This is a genomic window from Burkholderia sp. FW306-1C-G01B (genome assembly GCF_058781685.1).
In genome coordinates this window covers 278,625-295,623 of sequence record NZ_JBYSWZ010000001.1, presented here as the reverse complement: position 1 = coordinate 295,623, position 16,999 = coordinate 278,625, and the positions used below count along the sequence as shown (strand labels likewise).

17 protein-coding genes are annotated in these 16,999 nt (G+C 69.6%); 8 read left to right on the top strand and 9 right to left on the bottom strand.

The window, feature by feature from the left end:
* A complete protein-coding gene (locus tag AC3WLY_RS01310) occupies positions 1-162 on the top strand; it encodes a hypothetical protein (protein ID WP_492310129.1) in 162 nt (53 codons plus the stop codon).
* A gap of 138 nt (positions 163-300) precedes the next feature.
* On the opposite strand, the gene AC3WLY_RS01305 is transcribed toward AC3WLY_RS01310, so the two are convergent.
* From AC3WLY_RS01305 to AC3WLY_RS01285, 5 genes are read right to left on the bottom strand one after another with little or no spacing between them, the layout of a single operon-like run.
* Positions 301-894, bottom strand: a complete 594-nt coding sequence (locus AC3WLY_RS01305) for a peroxidase-related enzyme (RefSeq protein WP_492310128.1) — start codon at positions 892-894, stop codon at positions 301-303.
* Positions 891-1,421 (bottom strand): CMD domain-containing protein, encoded by a 531-nt coding sequence (locus tag AC3WLY_RS01300; RefSeq protein ID WP_492310127.1) that lies wholly within the window; start codon positions 1,419-1,421, stop codon positions 891-893. Before AC3WLY_RS01300 ends, AC3WLY_RS01305 begins: the two co-directional genes overlap by 4 nt.
* 45 nt (positions 1,422-1,466) lie before the next feature.
* Positions 1,467-2,891, bottom strand: coding sequence for an NAD(P)-binding domain-containing protein (locus AC3WLY_RS01295; RefSeq protein WP_492310126.1), 1,425 nt, complete (start codon positions 2,889-2,891; stop codon positions 1,467-1,469).
* On the bottom strand, positions 2,888-3,901 hold the full coding sequence (locus AC3WLY_RS01290) for a LysR substrate-binding domain-containing protein (protein ID WP_492310125.1): 1,014 nt from the start codon (positions 3,899-3,901) through the stop codon (positions 2,888-2,890). The genes AC3WLY_RS01295 and AC3WLY_RS01290 overlap by 4 nt, the downstream gene beginning before the upstream one ends.
* A 53-nt stretch (positions 3,902-3,954) precedes the next feature.
* Complete coding sequence (locus AC3WLY_RS01285; protein WP_492310124.1) at positions 3,955-4,134, bottom strand: hypothetical protein; 180 nt, start codon at positions 4,132-4,134, stop codon at positions 3,955-3,957.
* 123 nt (positions 4,135-4,257) lie between these two features.
* Here AC3WLY_RS01285 and AC3WLY_RS01280 point away from each other — a divergent pair, with 123 nt between their 5' ends.
* From AC3WLY_RS01280 to AC3WLY_RS01265, 4 genes are read left to right on the top strand one after another with little or no spacing between them, the layout of a single operon-like run.
* Complete coding sequence (locus tag AC3WLY_RS01280; RefSeq protein WP_492310123.1) at positions 4,258-5,451, top strand: ABC transporter substrate-binding protein; 1,194 nt, start codon at positions 4,258-4,260, stop codon at positions 5,449-5,451.
* A 38-nt stretch (positions 5,452-5,489) separates the two neighbouring features.
* Positions 5,490-7,301, top strand: a complete 1,812-nt coding sequence (locus AC3WLY_RS01275) for an ABC transporter permease (RefSeq protein ID WP_492310149.1) — start codon at positions 5,490-5,492, stop codon at positions 7,299-7,301.
* A gap of 11 nt (positions 7,302-7,312) precedes the next feature.
* Positions 7,313-8,170 carry an ABC transporter ATP-binding protein gene (locus tag AC3WLY_RS01270; RefSeq protein ID WP_175960702.1) on the top strand — a complete coding sequence of 286 codons (858 nt, stop codon included), beginning with the start codon at positions 7,313-7,315 and terminating at the stop codon, positions 8,168-8,170.
* Positions 8,167-8,931 (top strand): ABC transporter ATP-binding protein, encoded by a 765-nt coding sequence (locus tag AC3WLY_RS01265; RefSeq protein WP_492310122.1) that lies wholly within the window; start codon positions 8,167-8,169, stop codon positions 8,929-8,931. The genes AC3WLY_RS01270 and AC3WLY_RS01265 overlap by 4 nt, the downstream gene beginning before the upstream one ends.
* Before the next feature lie 92 nt (positions 8,932-9,023).
* Here AC3WLY_RS01265 and AC3WLY_RS01260 read toward each other — a convergent pair whose 3' ends face one another.
* Together AC3WLY_RS01260 and AC3WLY_RS01255 are read right to left on the bottom strand one after the other, a co-directional pair.
* Positions 9,024-10,445, bottom strand: a complete 1,422-nt coding sequence (locus AC3WLY_RS01260) for a sensor histidine kinase (protein WP_492310121.1) — start codon at positions 10,443-10,445, stop codon at positions 9,024-9,026.
* Positions 10,432-11,097, bottom strand: a complete 666-nt coding sequence (locus AC3WLY_RS01255) for a response regulator transcription factor (RefSeq protein WP_072442176.1) — start codon at positions 11,095-11,097, stop codon at positions 10,432-10,434. The genes AC3WLY_RS01260 and AC3WLY_RS01255 overlap by 14 nt, the downstream gene beginning before the upstream one ends.
* 238 nt (positions 11,098-11,335) lie before the next feature.
* Between AC3WLY_RS01255 and AC3WLY_RS01250 the strand changes: the two genes are divergently transcribed.
* The 3 genes from AC3WLY_RS01250 to AC3WLY_RS01240 all read left to right on the top strand — a co-directional run bounded on the left by AC3WLY_RS01250 (position 11,336) and on the right by AC3WLY_RS01240 (position 14,144).
* Positions 11,336-12,352, top strand: coding sequence for an ABC transporter substrate-binding protein (locus tag AC3WLY_RS01250; protein ID WP_492310120.1), 1,017 nt, complete (start codon positions 11,336-11,338; stop codon positions 12,350-12,352).
* Positions 12,353-12,464: 112 nt separating this feature from the next.
* On the top strand, positions 12,465-13,775 hold the full coding sequence (locus AC3WLY_RS01245; protein WP_492310119.1) for an MFS transporter: 1,311 nt from the start codon (positions 12,465-12,467) through the stop codon (positions 13,773-13,775).
* A gap of 93 nt (positions 13,776-13,868) precedes the next feature.
* Positions 13,869-14,144: a YlcI/YnfO family protein gene (locus AC3WLY_RS01240; protein ID WP_492310118.1), complete on the top strand. Its 276-nt coding sequence runs from the start codon at positions 13,869-13,871 to the stop codon at positions 14,142-14,144.
* Between the two features lie 120 nt (positions 14,145-14,264).
* Here the strand turns inward: AC3WLY_RS01240 and AC3WLY_RS01235 are convergent, their stop codons facing one another.
* On the bottom strand, positions 14,265-16,052 hold the full coding sequence (locus AC3WLY_RS01235) for an MASE4 domain-containing protein (protein WP_492310117.1): 1,788 nt from the start codon (positions 16,050-16,052) through the stop codon (positions 14,265-14,267).
* Positions 16,049-16,696, bottom strand: a complete 648-nt coding sequence (locus AC3WLY_RS01230) for a response regulator (protein ID WP_175960688.1) — start codon at positions 16,694-16,696, stop codon at positions 16,049-16,051. The genes AC3WLY_RS01235 and AC3WLY_RS01230 overlap by 4 nt, the downstream gene beginning before the upstream one ends.
* Positions 16,697-16,999: the final 303 nt, after the last annotated feature.

The following is a 16,999-nucleotide window of genomic DNA, read 5'->3' as shown; positions in this document are numbered from 1 at the left end:
ATGTCCCACACCATTCTCGTGACCGGCGCGACCGGGAACATCGGGCGCGAACTCGTCGCGCAACTGAAGGCGGCCGTCAGCGCCGACGTGCAGGCGCTGCTCGGGCGGGCGCCGATCGCGTTCGAGCGGTTCGTTGCGGATTACGTCGATAGCTGGCGCTGAGCGGAGGCGACGCCGCGCGGGTGCGGCGTCACGCGCGATGCGCGTCGGGGGCGCGCGTTCGGCGTCGGCGACGCATCGCATGATCGATGTGTCGGGCGACACCCGGGCAGCGTATGCCGTCGGGTGTGCGTCGCCGAATCAGGCGTCGATTGCCGGCTCCGGAAACACCGGCTCCCCCAGCGTCAGCATCAACCGGTTCGCCCACGCGAAGATCGCGACCGCGTGCGACAGGTCGAGAATGTCCTCCTGCGTCAGCCCTTCGGCTTCAAGCGCGGCGATGTCGTCCGCATCTACCGTATCTGGCCGTTCGGTCAGCGCGATCGCATAACGCACGATCGCGCGTTCGCGTGCCGTCGTGCCGGCCGTCGCCGGATCGTCGAACACCTGCTCGATCGCATCGGTGCGTTTCGCGAGCTGCGCGAAGCGCTGCGCATGCACCGACGCGCAATACACGCAGCCGTTCACGCGCGACACGGCCGTGCTGGCGAGTTCGCGCTCCGCACGCGACAGCCCGCCCGGGCCGTACATGATCGCGTTGAATACGCCCGAGCGCTGCCGCAGGATTTCGGGCAGGTGGACGAGCAGCAGGTAGTAGTCGGATGTTTTCGCATGCGGGTGGCTTGCTTCGAGTGCCGCAAGCTGATCGGGTGTCGCGGCATCGAGGGATACCGTGTCGAGCCACGCGCGCCAGCCGAGTGTGGCGGACGTGAAGCCGTGGGCGGGCGTCGTCATGCGGCCTCCTTCGCGGCACGTGCCTGAAGCGCTTGCGCGGCAGCCGCGACGCGCAACTGATACGCGACGAACGCAACGAGCTGCGACAGCGCGACGATCGCGGGCGTCGTGAGTCCGGCCGACCTCAGCGCATCGAGGTCGGCGGGGCGTGCATCGGCGGGCGCGTGTGTCAACAGCCGCGCATGAGCGAGGATCGCGCCAACGCGCGGGGCGAGCGCGTCGAACGCATCGGCGTCGGCGAGCGCGATGTCCTCGGCGATGCCGCCCGCGTCGAGCAGCCGCGTGCGATACGTCGAGGCCAGTGCGTGCGCGTTCGATCGTTGCGCGACGTATCTTGCGGCATGCAGTCTTTCGACCAACGAAAGATCGGGCAACGCCGGATCGAACAGCGCGGCTTCGCTCAGCCGCGTATGGAGCAGCACCTTGTCGCGCGCGCGGCGCAGTGCGGTCACGGCATCGCCGTCGCGCAGGCCGGCTACCGCGTCGATCGTGTCCGGCGCGGCGGCCGACGTGATGGATTCAGTCATCGTTTTGGTTTCCCTTCGTCGTTTATGTGATCGATGAACGCGCGCTCATGCGTCGGCGTCGCGCCATTCGTCGCCTTGCAGCTCGGCGTTCGCATACGCGACGAGTGCGTCGTAGTGCCGGTCGCGGTCGGCGTCGAACAGCCGGCTCGCGATGCCGCGCGCGAGCCGTTGGGCGCCCGCGCTGATGGCCGGGATATCGCCGGACAGCTTGCCGTGGCTCAGGCTCGCCGCATGATTGAAGCAATGAATCCGCGTGACGGCAGGGCACGCATCGCGCTCGCGTTCCTGGAACGCAAACGCGGGGCCGAGATCGGGCGATTCGGCGAGCTCGTCGAGCCATGCACCCGGTTCGGGTCGATAGCGGTCCTTCCAGCGCCGCACGTGCTGCCCGAACGACGCGAATTCCGCACGCGTCGTCCAGTCCGAATGAAAACCCGTCGCGAAAATCAGGAAGTCGACGGTGTAGCGCCCGCGCGGCGTCGTCACGTCGAGGCCGTCAGCACGGTCGGCGAGCGTCTCGATCGGGCTGCCCGCATGAAAATGCGCGTGCTCGTGGCGCGACACGCGCAGCACGCTGTCGCGCGGCGGTGGCGTTTGCGACGTCAACGCGTAGTGCATGAAGCGCCACTTCGTCGCATCGTCGAGATCGGCGTAGCCGTGCACGAGGCCCGGGCTGCCGATACCGGTCAGCTTGTTGATGCGCGGAATGTCCGCGCGGCGGAAGAACAGGTCGACGCGCGCGGCGCCGGCTTCGAGTGCGGTGCCCGCGTTGTCGAACGCGGATGCGCCCGCGCCGACCACGCCGACGCGCTTGCCCGCGAGCGCCGCGAAGTCGATCGGCTCGGACGAGTGGGCCCAGCGCGTGCGAGGTGCGCGTTGCGCGACGGGCGGCACGTACGGGCCGCCGAGGCCGTCGCGGCCGGTCGCGAGCACGACGTGCCGCGCGAGCAGCGTCTGCGCTTCGCCGTTGCCGCGCACGTCGAGCGCGAGCAGCCCGTCGTCGCGCGGGCGCAGCGCGACGAGCGTCGTGTCGTTGCGCACCTGCAGGTCGAGTACGCGCCGATACCAGCGCAGGTAATCCATCCATTGCGTACGCGGAATCTTGTAGAGCGCGTCCCACGCGTCGCGGCCGTATTGCACTTCGAACCACGCGCGGAACGTCAGCGCGGGCAGGCCGAGCGCGGGGCCCGCGAGCTGCTTCGGCGAGCGCAGCGTGTCCATCCGCGCGAACGTGACCCACGGCCCTTCGTAGCCGGCCGGCGCGCGGTCGATCACGCACTGGTTGTCGATGCCGAGCAGGCGCAGTTCGGCTGAAGCCGCGAGCCCCGCCATGCCGCCGCCGACGATCGCGACGTCGAGCACGCGCGCGCCGTCGGCCTCGCGCGGCGGCACCCACGACGGCGCGGGCAGGTCGAGCCAGCGCAGGTCTTGCGCGAGCCGCGCTTCGAGTGCGTCGAGCGGCGTCGTCATGCGGCCTCCGGGCGGGTGCGGCGCGTGCGTGTCGTGCGAGGCGGGCGCGGTGCGCGTTCGCTGCGCAGCCGGTCGCCGCGCAGCAGCGCGTCGTGCGCGGCGGCGTCGTGAAAGGTCACGTCGTCGAGCAGCGCGCGCGTCGTGCGGTGCAGCGCGTCGAGCAGCGCATCGACGGCGGCCGTGCGCGCCTTGCCGGCCGGCGTCGCGACGCCGAACGCGAACGGGATGTCGACGTCGAGCGGGCGCGCGACGACGCCGTCCACCGGCAGCGCGGCGCCCGTCGCCGGATCGACGATGCCGATCCCGATGCCCGCGCGCGCGGCCATCACCGCATTCAGCGACGCATTGGTTTCGATGAACACGCGTGCATCGACGCGCGCGGCCGCGAATGCCGCATCGATCCGCTGGCGCAGCCGGTGCCGGTTCGCGACCGTGACGATGCGGCGGCGCGCGAGATCGCGCAGCGCGATGCGCGGCTTCGCCGCGAGCGGGTCGCCGGCGGGCAGCACGGCGACGCATGGCGTCTGCGCGATCCAGTGCACGTCGAGCCCCGCGTGCGCCATCGGCAGCGTGACGACGCCGATATCCGCCGTGCCGGCCAGCACTTCATGCACGACATGTTCGGCCGATTCGCTGCGCAACTGGTAGTGCGGCGCGTGTGCGCCGTCGGGCAGCGCGGCGAGCGCGGCCGGCACGAGCGTGGCCGCGAGCGACGGCGTCGCCGCGATGCGCACGGGTTCGGCCGTTTCGTTTCCGAGCGCGCGTGCCCGCGCCTCGATCGCGCGCAGGCCGACCAGCGAGCGCTCGACTTCCTCGTACAGCAGGAACGCGCGCCGCGTCGGCGTGACGCGCGGGCCGTGCCGGTCGAACAGCGCGTAGCCGAGATCGGCTTCGAGCTCCTGGATCTGCCGCGTGACGGCCGGCTGCGAGCGGCCGAGCAGTTCGCCCGCGCCGGTCACGCTGCCGGCCGACATGACCGCGGAAAAGGCTTCGAGTTGATGCAGCTCCATGACGCGTTCCGATGATGCGATTTGCGCATTGTAGGAGTGCGAGCATGCGCGATTCATATAATGATTTTTGCTATCGACAGCGCGAAAACTGCGAAGCGCGCGATCTTCGCGATGGCCGGCGGCGCGTACGTGCGCCTCGGCTGAGAGGAGAGCCGCGCGGGAAACCGCAATCGAATCAACGCGATGCGATGCACGCAGACGCACTGCACGATGCGCCGCATGCGGATGGCCATCCGCGCGCGTCATCCGCTTCGCGCCGCGCGCGATATCGATATGCGCAAAACTTCGTTGGATCGCCCTGAACCGGATGGTTACATGCCCTCACTCTTTTCGACTGACTGAAGGTGGGGGGCGGCATGAACGTTTCGGGGAACGACGCACGCGGCGCATGGCGGCGCGTGCTGGGCACGGTGGCGGCGCTCGCTGCCGCATGGGGCTTGTCGGCGGGCGGCGCGCTCGCGGCGGGCGTGTCGGGCGAGCCGGTGGTGGTCGGCGTGAGCGGGCCGCTGACGGGCCAGGACGCGCAATACGGCGAGCAATGGAAGCGCGGCTTCGATCTCGCGCTCGACGAGATCAACGGCAGCGGCGGCATTCACGGCCGGCCGCTCGCGATCGATTTCCAGGACAGCCGCAGCGATCCGCGCCAGGCCGTGGCGATCGCGCAGAAGTTCGTCGCCGATCCGCGCATTACGATCGAGCTCGGCGATTTCTCGAGCGCGACGTCGATGGCCGCGTCGCCGATCTACCAGCGCGGGCAACTGATCCAGTTCGGCTTCACGAACTCGCATCCGGATTTCACGAAGGGCGGCGATTACCTGTGGAGCACCGCGCTGAGCCAGGCCGAGGAGCAGCCGCTGCTCGCGCGCTACGCGGTGAAGGAACTCGGCTTCAAGCGGATCGCGGTGCTGTACCTGAACACCGACTGGGGCCGCACCAGCAAGGACATCTTCGCGAAGGCGGTGGCCGGGCTCGGTGCGCAGGTCGTCGCGGCCGAGGGCTACCAGCCGGCGGAGAAGGATTTCCGCTCGACGCTCGTGCGGATCGGCGCGTCGAAGCCTGATTCGATCGTGCTGATCTCGTACTACGCGGACGGCGCGCAGATCGTGCGGCAGGCGCGCACGTCGGGCGTCGCGCTGCCGATCGCGGCGGTCGGCTCCGTGTATTCGCCGAAATTCCTCGAACTGGGCGGCGCGGCCGTCGACGGCGTCTATACGGAATCGAACTTCTTCCCGGCCGAGCCGCGCCCCGAGGTGCAGGCGTTCGTGCAGCGCTATCGCGCGAAATTCCACGCCGATCCCGATTCGTTCGTTGCGCGCGCATACGACGCGCTGATCCTGTCAGCCGAGGTGCTGCGCCGCTACGGTACGACGCGCCAGGCCGCGCACGACGGTTTCGCGAAAGTGAGCGACGTGCCGAGCGTGATCTTCGGCAAGGTGCGCTTCGATCCGCAGACGCGCCGCGTCGCGGGCGCGCGCACCGTGTATCTGGTCGTGAAGCAGGGACAGTGGGCGCTGTGGGACGGCGCGAAGCCGCAGCTCGCCGCGCGCTGATTCCGAATGAACCGCATGCAAGTGACGGACGCATCGTGATGGCTTCCTTGGTCGACTACACGCTCAACGGCCTCATCGTCGGCAACATCTACGCGCTGCTCGCGGTCGGGCTCGCGCTGATCTTCGGCGTGTCGCACCTGATCAACTTCGCGCACGGCTCGGTCTACATGGCCGGCGCGTTCATCGGCTGGCTGTGCCTGACACGCTTCGGGCTGCCGCTGCCGGTCGCGCTCGCGGCGGTCGTCGTCGGCTGCGGCGCGCTCGGCGTCGCGATCGAGCGGATCGGGCTGCGGCCGTTGCGCCATGCGGCGCGGATCGCGCCGCTGCTCGCGACGATCGGCATCAGCTTCATCCTCGACCAGCTCGCGCAGCTCGCATTCGGCGCGGACCCGCGCGCGGTGCCGACGCCGCTGCCCGACTGGCACCTGCGGATCGCCGGCACGACGCTCGGCTCGCTCGACCTGCTGATCGCGGGCATCGGCATCGCGGCGGCCGCGCTGCTGTACGGCTTCCTGCGCTTCACGCGGCTCGGCTGGGCCGTGCGCGCGACCGCGCAGGATCGTGACGCGGCGCTGCAGATGGGCGTCGACGTCGATCGCGTGAACCAGACCGTGTTCGCGATCGCGTGCGCGCTCGGCGGCGTGAGCGGGCTGCTGGTCGGCATGTACTACAACAGCATCGATCCGGCGATGGGCTTCCAGGCGACGCTGAAGGGCGTCGTCGCGCTGCTGATCGGCGGGCTCGGCAACGTGCCGGGCGCGATCGCGGGCAGCCTGCTGCTCGGCCTTGTCGAAAGCTACGGCGTCGCGCTGTTCGGCACGAGCTATCGCGACCTGTTCGCGTTCGGGCTGCTGATCGTGTTCCTCGTCTGGCGCCCGAACGGCTTGTTCAGCGCGAACCGCGCGCTGCCGCCCGAGCCGATGACGGGCACCTTCCTCGCGGCCGCGAAAGCCGTGCGCGTGCCGCGCCCGGCGCTCGTCGTACTGATCGCGCTCGCGGCCGTGCTGCCGTGGCTCGGCGCGTCGCCGTACGTGCTGCAGACGCTGACCAACGCCTGGCTGTACGGCCTGCTCGCGCTGAGCCTCACGCTCGTCGCGGGCACGGTCGGGCAGATCTCGCTTGGGGCTGCGGCGCTGCTTGTGATCGGCGCGTACGCGTCGGCGCTGCTGTCGTCGGATCTCGGCTGGTCGCCAGCCGTGACGATTCCGTGCGCGGGCGCGATCGCGGCCGTGCTCGGCACGCTGCTCGTCTATCCGGCGTTCCGGCTGCGCGGGCACTACGTGTCGATTGCGACGCTCGGCATCGGCGAAGTGGTGAGCCTCGTGATCCTGAACTGGGACGGCCTCACGCGCGGCCCGCTCGGCATCGCCGGCATCGCGCCGCTGCCGTGGGCGACGACCGCGCGCGCCGCGTACTGGTTCACGTTCGCGGTGCTCGTCGTTTTCGCGCTCGTGCAGGTGCGGCTGCTGCGCTCGCATCTCGGCCGCACGCTGCGCGCGGTGCGCGAGGACGATGTCGCCGCACGCGCGCACGGCATCGCGCCGAACCGCTACAAGGCGATCGCGTTCGCGGTCGGCGGCGTCGCGGCCGGCGTGAGCGGCGGCATCGCCGCACACCTGTACAGCTACATCAATCACCAGACCTTCGATTCGCAGGTGTCGATCCTCGCGCTGACGATGGTGATCCTCGGCGGGCTCGGCAACGTGCTCGGCGGCATCGCCGGCGCGGTCGCACTGATCGGGCTGCCCGAGCTGTTCCGCTGGGCGGCCGACTACCGGATGCTGATCTACGGCGTCGTGCTGCTGCTGCTTGTCCGGTTCCGGCCGCAGGGCCTGCTCGGCACGGTGTGAGGAGGAATGCGATGACCACCCCCCGACCCTTGCTCGACGTGCAGGACCTGACGCGCCGCTTCGACGGCGTGACCGCGCTCGACGGCGCGAGCCTGACGCTGGCCGACGGCGAACTGCTGAGCGTGATCGGGCCGAACGGCGCCGGCAAGTCGACGCTGTTCAACCTGATCGCGGGCGCCGACCGGCCCGATGCCGGCCGCGTGACGTTCGACGGCCGCGACATCACGGGCACGGCGCCCGAACGGCTCGCGGCGCTCGGCATCGCGCGCACGTTCCAGCACGGCCGCGTGTTCGGCAACCTGAGCGTGCTCGACAACGTGCTGATCGGCGCGCATGCGCGGCTGCGTGCGGCACGGCCCGGCTGGCCCGCGCTCGGTGCGGCGGCCGAGGTGCTGCGCGCGCTCGTGCGGCCCGCGTCGGTGCGGCGCGAGGAAGCGGCGCTGCGCGACGAGGCGCGCGCGATCGTCGCCGGGTTCGGCGAACGGCTCACGCCGCGCATCGATCATCCGGCGCACAGCCTGTCGTACGCGAACCGGCGGCGCGTGGAGATCGGCCGCGCGCTCGCGCTGCATCCGCGCCTGCTGCTGCTCGACGAACCGACGGCCGGGATGAACGAGACGGAGACGGCCGAGATGCTGCAACTGATCCAGTCGCTGAAGGCGCGCGGCCTGACGATCCTGCTGATCGAGCACAAGCTCGAACTCGTGATGCGCGTGTCCGACCGCGTGATGGTGCTCGACAACGGCGCGAAGATCGCCGAAGGCGCGCCGCGCGACGTGCGGCACGATCCGCGCGTGATCGAGGCGTACCTCGGCCGGCGCCATGCGGGCGGTGCCGCCGCGGAGCGCACGACGCAGGCGGCCGCATGAACACGCTTTCCTCCGGACCCGACACGACCGTGACCGACGCGCTGCTGAAACTGGAACACCTCGATACGTTCTACGGGCCGGTGCAGGTGCACTTCGACGTGAACTTCGAAGTGGGCCGCGGGCAGATCGTCAGCCTGCTCGGCGGCAACGCGAGCGGCAAGTCGACGACGATGAAGCTGATTCTCGGGCTGATGCGGCCGCGCCGCGGCGTCGTGCGTTTCGACGGCGACGACGTGACGGCGCTCGCGACGCCGCAGCGCGTGCGGCGCGGAATCGCGGCCGTGCCCGAGGCGCGGCGGCTGTTCGGCGACATGAGCGTGCGGGAGAATCTGCTGATGGGTGCGTATACGCGCAGCGACCGCACGGCAGTGGCGGAAGATTACGAACGCGTGCTCGACCTGTTTCCGCGCGTGCGGGAGCGGCTCGCGCAGCGCGCGGGCACGCTGTCGGGCGGCGAGCAGCAGATGCTCGCGATGGCGCGCGCGCTGATGGCGCGGCCGAAGCTGATCTGCATGGACGAGCCGACGATGGGGTTGTCGCCGCTCTACGTCGACAAGGTGCTCGAACTGATCGATGCGATCAACAAGCAGGGCGTGACGGTGTTCATGGTCGAGCAGAATGCGAGCCTCGCGCTGGAGATCGCGCACTACGGGTATGTGCTGCAGACGGGGCGCGTCGTGCTCGAAGGGCCCGCGAAGGCGCTGCTCGACGATGCGCGCGTGCGCGATGCGTATCTGGGCGGGGAGGCGGTAGCGGGGTAGTTGGCGTGGCTCATCGGTGGCCGAAGCATGATGACCCGCGGCTCATGAGTCGAAGCAAGTGCCCGATCGACCGTGAGCCGGGTTTCACCGGCCTATGCCTGCCGGGCACCCATCCCCGCCGCCCGCGGAAACGTCATCACCACCGCGAACCCGCCTGCTTCCGGAAACGCAAACCCGACGCGCCCGCCGTGCGCCTTCATCACTTCCTGCACGATCGCGAGCCCGAGGCCCGACCCCGTGCGCCGTTCGCTGCCGTCCGGCGCGAGCCGCACGAATGGCTGCAATGCGGCGTCCCAGTGCTCGCGCGGAATCCCGCGGCCGTTGTCGGTGACGGTCAGCGTCACCGCGCCGTCTGCGTTGCCCGCGGTCGCGACCGATACGACGATGTCGTCGGCATGACCGTGCAGCAGCGCGTTGTGCAGCACGTTCGACAGCGCTTCCTGCAAGCTGATCGCATCGCCGTCGATCCACGCAAGCGGCGCGTCGCTCGCGAACGCGACGGCGACGTCGCGCTCGTCCGCGAGCGGAATCGTGCGGCCGAGCACGTCCTTCGCGAGCGCGACGAGTTCGACCGGTTGCAGCGGCACGGCCTCGATGCGATGGATCACCATCGCATGATTGAGCAGCTGGCCGGTGAGGCGGCCGACGTCCGAGCAGGTCGCGCGCAGCGCGTCGAGGCGTGCCGCATGGCGCGCGGGATCGGATTCGCCGTCGAGCAGTTCGATCTGCGCGTCGAGCCGCGCGAGCGGCGTGCGCATCTGGTGCGCGGCGTCGGCGATGAAGCGCTGCATCGCGTTGATGCGTTCGGCCAGACGGTGTATCAACCCGTTGATCGACCCGATGATCGCGTCGATCTCGCGCGGCGTGTCGACGGCCACCGGCCGCAGGTCGGCCGGGTCGCGCGCGGCGATGATGGTGCCGATCTGCGCGAGCGGGCGCAGGCCGCGCCGGATCGCGAGGCCGCTCGCGCCGATCGCGAGCACGCTCATCAGCAGGATCAGCGTCCACACCTTGATGCTCATGTCGTTCGTGAGCTGCTGGCGCGCGTTGGTGGTTTGCGCAACGGTCACGAGCGCCCAGCCCGGCGTGCTTTCCTCGGGCATGTAGCGCGCGATGGTCGCGGTGCGGATGCGGTGCCCCTGGTAGACGGCGTTCGCGAACGCGGGGCCCTGTTTCGCGGCGGCGAGCGTCGCGGGGCTCGCGAGATCGTTGTAGCCGGCCACGACGATGCCGCGCGAATCGACGACCTTGTAGTAGACGAGGTCGTAGCGCGACAGCGTCGACAGCGCGGCCACCGGCGGATTCAGTGCGAGCACGCCGCCTTGCACGTAGAGGTTTTCCGCGACCTGGATCGACGCGCCGGCGAGCAGCTGGTCGTACGCGCGTTCGGCCGCGACGCCCGCGTAGTAGCGCGCGATCGCCGCGAGCGCGAGCGCGCCGGTCGCGACGACGAGCGCGATGAAGAGCAGCGTGCGTCCGAACAGCGTCTTCGGGAACCAGTCAATGCGCGGCAATCTGATACCCCATCCCGCGCGCGGTGCGGATCTCGACCGAGCTGCCCTGCAGCTTTCTGCGCACGCGCGTCACGTACTGCTCGACCGCGTTCGCGGTCGGCTCGTTGCCGAAGCTGAACAACTGGTTCAGCAGCTCTTCCTTCGAGAAGATGCGCTGCGGTCGGCTCGCGAGGATTTCGAGCAGCGCGAATTCCTGGCGCGACAGCGACAGCGGCTGGCCGTCGAGCTCGGCGAGGCGGCTGCTGCGGTCGATCACGAGGCCGCCGAGCGTCAGCACGTCGTTCGCATGGCCGCTGTTGCGACGCAGGAGCGCCTGCACGCGCGCATCGAGCTCGCGGTAGTCGAACGGCTTCACCAGATAGTCGTCGGCGCCGAGGCCGAGGCCGCTCACGCGGTCGTCGATCGCCGAGCGCGCCGTGACGAGCAGCACGGGCGTCGTGCCGCCCGACGCGCGCAGGTTGCGCAGCACCGCGAACCCGTCCATGCCGGGCAGGTTCGCGTCGAGCACGACGAGGTCGAAGCGCTCGACGCGCAGCAGCCCGTTCGCGGTCGCGCCGTCGGTTTCGAGATCGACCGCGTGGCCGAGCCGCGCCAGGCGGCTGCGGATCGCCGCGCCGATTTCGGCATCGTCCTCCACGACGAGAATGCGCATGGTGCCGTTTTGCAGGTGGGTGGGTTAGGGGTTTTCCCGGGGCCGGGATGTCAGCATTTTCTCAGACTCGGTCGATAACCTGTGTCGAGCCGGAAGCAGCATGCAAGGACGGCATTAATACCAGAAATATTCAAGGAGACGGCAACATGCAGCAAGTCACGGGCACGACGCACGCGCGCCGCAGCGCGCCGCCGGCCCTCGCGTGGCCGTTTGCCGCCGGTCGCAAGGCGGCACGCGCATGACGACGTCGCCGCGCCGCCGCGCATTGATCGCCGCCGGGCTCGGCGCGCTCGCCGCACCGGCGCTCGTGCGCGCGAAGCCGCGCACCGTGCGGATCTCGAAGGGCTATGGCGTACTGTACCTGCCGCTGCTCGTGATGGAGAAGCAGCGGCTGTTCGAGCGGCACGCGGCACGGCATGGCGTGCGCGACGTCGCGGTCGACTGGGTGCTGCTCGACGGCGGCAATTCCGTCAACGACGCGATGATGGCCGGCACGCTCGATTTCGCGGGCGCCGGCGCGCCGGGCTTCATCGAGCTGTGGGCGCGGGCGCGCGGCATTCCGAATGTCGAGGTGATCGGCATCAGCGGGCTGTCGACCACGTCGCTGTCGCTGAACGCGAACCGTCCGGGCCTCATGTCGCTGCGCGACTTCACGCCGTCCGACCGGATCGCGGTGCCTGGCATCCGCACGTCGTTGTCGGCCGTCGTGCTGCAGATGGTCGCGAGCCGGCAGCTCGGTCCGAAGCATTTCGCGCAGCTCGATTCGATCACCGTGAACCTGCCGCATCCGCAGGCGATGCAGGCGCTGATCCGCCGCGAGAACGGCGTCACCGCGCACTTCACGTCGCCGCCGTTCTCGACGCTCGAGTTGCGGCAGCCGGGCATCCACCGCGTCGTGAACTCGGTCGACGTGCTCGGCCCGCTGACGCTCGACGTCGTGTTCGCGCCGAAGCGGCTCGTCGATACGGAGCCCGCGCTGGCCGCCGCGTTTCTCGGCGCGCTCGACGAAGCGAACCGCCTGATCGCGCAGGATCCGCGCGCGGCGGCCGCGCTTTATGCGTCGTCGTCGGGCGTCGGCGTGTCGCACGACGACGTGATGCGGATGCTCGCCGCACCCGACACGCGCTTTTCGGTGCGGCCGAACCAGCTGATGGACTACGTCGAATTCCTGTACCTGGCCGGCACGATCAAGGCGAAGCCGCGCGCATGGCACGAGATGTTCGCGCCGATGCTCGACGACTACCGGTCGGGCTGAGCGCCGCCGGCCGCTCACAAACGATATTCATCGAAACATTGCGCGCCCGCGCCTTCGTTGCGCGCGGCGCCGACTCAACCGACACGCAACCGATTCACGTAAGGAGCCCGTAGTGAACGCTACCGAAACCCTGGACCCCGCGTCCGCCGAAGAACAGCGCACCATGTCGAAGGTGGCGCGGCGCCTGCTGCCCATCCTCGTCGTGATGTTCCTGATCGCGTTCATCGACCGGCAGAACGTCGGCTTCGCGAAGCTGCAGATGGTGCACAGCCTCGGGATGACGGAGGCCGCGTTCGGGCTCGCGTCGTCGCTGTTCTTCATCGGCTACCTGCTGTTCGAGGTGCCGAGCACGCTCGCGCTGCATCGCTACGGCGCGCGCGTATGGCTCGCGCGGATCATGCTGACGTGGGGCCTCATCACCGTGCTGATGGGCTTCACGACGTCGATGCCCGCGTTCTGCTCGCTGCGCTTCCTGCTCGGCATCGCCGAGGCCGGCTTCTATCCGGGCGTGATCTACTACCTGACGCTGTGGTTTCCGCAGAGCTACCGCGCAAAGGTGCTCGGCATCTTCACGCTCGGCAGCGCGCTCGCGAACATGCTCGGCTCGCTGGTCGGCGGCGTGCTGCTGAGCCTGAACGGCGTGTGGGGGCTGGCGGGCTGGCAGTGGGTGTTCATTGCAACGGGCATCCCGGCCGTGATCGTCGCGATCGTCGTGTTCCGCGTGCTGCCCGCGTCGTTTCGCGAGGCGCCGTTCCTCGACGAGCGCGAGAAGCAGATCGTCGCGGCCGCGCTGGAGCGCGAGAAGCCCGCGCAGGCCGAGCACGGGCAGCCGTGGAAGGCGCTGCTCGATCCGCGCGTGATGCTGTTCGCGGCGACCTACATGCTGATGTCGACGTCGTTGTACGGCGTCACGTACTGGCTGCCGACGCTCGTGAAATCGTTCGGCGTGTCGAGCAGCGCGAACGGTTTCCTGAGCATGCTGCCGTGGGCGCTCGCGGTGCTGCTGCTGCTGTGGCTGCCGGCGAAGCTGCGCCGCGCGAAGAGCATCCTGCGCACGATCGCGATCGTCGCGGCGCTCGGCGCGCTCGGCTTCCTGCTGAGCCTCGTGCTGCCGTCGACGCCGCTGCGCTTCATCGCGCTCGTGCTCGGCGGCGCATGCATCCCGCTGCTGTATCCGTGCTTCTGGTCGATGCCGCCGCGTTATTTCACCGGCGCGCGGGCGGCGGCGAGCGTCGCGGCGATCAACTCGATCGGCAACCTCGGCGGTTTCTTCAGCCAGAACCTGATGCCGTTCGCGGGCAAGGTGACGGGCACCGCGTTCGGGCCGATGATCGTGCCGATCGTGTGCCTCGCGCTGCTCGGGATCGGCGCGCTGGTCGCGTGGACGCGCTCGGAGCGGGGGATGGTGGCGGCGCGGGTGTGACGCGCATGGATTCGTGGCTGCTCCAACCGGTTCACGCTCCTGGAGCGTGCCGGTGTGCTACCGTGCGATCCATTGACACACGTGGGGAATGCAATGAATTCTGCGACGAAGCCCGCGTTCCGGATCGATCCGCAATTGCTTGAAGCCGCTGAATCCGTTCTGGCGAAAAACGAGACGCTCTCCGCGTTCATCGAATCGGCGTTGCGCGCTCGCGTTGCGCGCCGACGCGTGCAGCGCGAGTTTGTCGCGCGTGGTCTCGCATCACGCGACGAGGCGCGGCGGACCGGCGAATACATCGATGCTGCAAACGTCCAGGCTGAACTCGAGCGCATGCTGAAAGCGGCACGGGCGACAAGAGCGCTCGGGTAAGCCATTGGGATGGCGATCCATGCATCGCGGACGCAAGTCACGATCCTCGCCGTCCGCCATCAACGAGAAGACGATTACCACTGACCGCGTCAGCGTCGCGGCGCCACCGCATTCGACCGCCTACCCGCGCGAAGCCTCATCTCCCCCATGCGCAACCGCCGCCTGCGGATGCGACAGCGGAATCTCCACCTCGACCGTCGTACCTTCGCCGAGCGTCGTCGTGATCTGCAGCGTGCCGCCGACGAGGTACGCACGCTCGCGCAAGCCGACCAGCCCGAACGAGCTCGACTTGCGCGGCGCGCCGGGATCGAACCCCGCGCCGTCGTCGCGAATCGTCAGCGCGATCGCATCGTCGCCGTGCACGAGCTCGACATCCGCATGCGACGCGGCCGCGTGCCGCGCGACGTTCGCGAGCGCTTCCTGCGCGATGCGGAACACGGCCGTCGCATACGGCTCGTCGAGCTGCAACTCGGGCGGATCGACATGCAGCGCGCACGCGATCCCGTGACGGTGCCGGAAATCCTCCACGAGCCATTGCATCGCCGCCGCGAAGCCGAGATCGTCGAGCATCAGCGGGCGCAGGTCCGACGCGATGCGCCGCGTCGCGGCCACCGCGCCGCGTGCCATCGTGTGCATCGCCGCGATCTTGCGCGCCAGCGTCGCGTCGTCCTGCGGCACGCGGTCGATCAGCCATTCGAGATCGTTCGTCAGCGCCGCGAGCGTCTGCGCGAGTTCGTCGTGCAGTTCGCGGGCGATGCGGCGCTGCTCGGCCTCGCGCGCGGTCGCGCTGATCGTGGCGATCTCGCGCAGTTCCTCGCGTGACGCCTGCAGCGCCCGCTCCGCGCGCACGCGCTCCTCGACTTCGCGCCGCAGGTCGCGGTTCGATACGCTCAGTTGCGCGGTGCGCGCGGCGACGCGCTGTTCGAGCTGTTCGTTCGCCTCGTTCAACTGCGCGCTCTTCTGCGCGACGAGCAGATGCTGGTAGCGCGCGCCGGCCAGCGCGCGCACCGTCTGCGCATGCAGCCGGCCGTTCTCGAACAGCATCGCGAACAGCACGACGCCGGACGCGACGAGGCCGTACGCGCGGCCCGCGTAGAAGCCGAGATCGAAGCGCCCGTGATTGAGCATCGACGACAGCGCGATGTCGAACAGCCAGGCAACGAGCACGGTCATCACCCACAGGTCGAGCACGGAATGATGGCGCCGCTGCCGCCACATCAGCATCAGCGCAACCAGGTTCAGCCCCCAGACGACCGTGATCGCGTTCGTCATCGTCGCGGCCATCCGGTTGCCGTGCATGATGCGCGGCAGCAGGTCGTGGCCGGCGGTCGCGAGCACCGCGAGCGCGGCCGTCGCGGCGACCGCCGCGGCGATGCAGAGCACCACCGGAATCGCCGCGCGGCGCTGCGGGGCCGGGATCGGGCGCGTGCGCGCCGCCGCGCGCAGCAGCGCATAGGCGGCCACCGCGAGCGGGAAGCCGCCGTGCCAGAACAGGTACAGCCAGGCCGTGGTCTGTTCGCCGGCGCCGAGCAGGCCCGTCGGCGCGAACAGCCCCGGGAAGGTCAGCATGTGCGTGCCGGCCATGAAGCCCGTGAACAGGTAGCCGCCCGCGAGCGCGAGCAGCGATTTTTCGCGCAGGATCGCGTACTGGCCGAGCAGGAGGCCGGCCGTCACCATGTCGTTGACGACGATCGCCGACTGGTACACGGGGATGAACGCCCGGCCCGGCGCGAGCGGCATGCCCGCAAACGGCGCGAGCGTGGCGAAGATCACGGCCGACACGAGCACGGTCGCGATCGCGAGCCGCCGCTCGCGCCGGCCGGGCGGCAGCGACGACATGAACAGGCGCGACGCGTCCGGATCGGCGTCGTCCGCGGGGGCAGGCGGTAAGTGGAGGGTGGTCGTCATGCGTCGTCGACGCCGGGGTCGAGATCGTGGCGCATCGCGTAGCGGACCAGCGCGGCTTCGTGCGGCAGTTCCATCTTCTCGAGGATCCGCGTCTTGTACGTGCTGACCGTCTTCGCACTCAGCGCGAGTTCGGATGCGATCTGCGTGACGGTCTGGCCCGCGACGATGCGGCGCATCACGTCGAGCTCGCGCGCGGACAGCCGTTCGTGCGGCAGCGTTTGGGCTGGCGTGCGCAGCGTGCGCGCGAGGCTTTCGGCCGCCGACGGGCTCACGTAGACGCCGCCCGCCGCGACCTTGCCGACGGCCTCGACGAGCTCGGCGGTCGCGCTGTCCTTGGTCAGGTAACCGACTGCGCCGGCCTTGAACGCGCGCGCCGCGTACTGCGCCTCGGCATGCATCGTCAGCACGAGCGTGCGCAGCGACGGCGCGTGGCTCTTGACCAGCCGGATCAGCTCGATGCCGGTCGGCGCGGGCATCGACAGGTCGAGCAGCAACACGTCGGCGGTGCTGCGCTCGGCCAGCGCGAGCGTGGCCGGGCCGTCGCTCGCCTCGCCGACGATTTCGAAACCGCCGGCCATCTCCAGGATATGACGCAGTCCGTCCCGCATGACTGCGTGATCGTCAGCCAGAATTACCCTGATCATCGAGCGACCCTCTTCGGGATGACGCCGCGGACCCTGCCGTCCGGTTGCCGCCGCGACTGTTCTTCCGATCAATATATTCCGCCGAATCCCAAAACGGTACACATCCGGGAAACTTTCGAGATATCCGACCCCGGAATGTGTACTGAACCGAAGTAATCGACGGAAAGGGAGCGGCGTGGACCGCTTGTGGAATAGGGTATTCCCTGATGGCTGATGCGCCCGGGGCGGACCTGCGCGGCGTCACGCGAACGGCCCCGCGAACGGCCCCGCGAACGGCCCCGATTCGGGACTAAACTGGTGCCC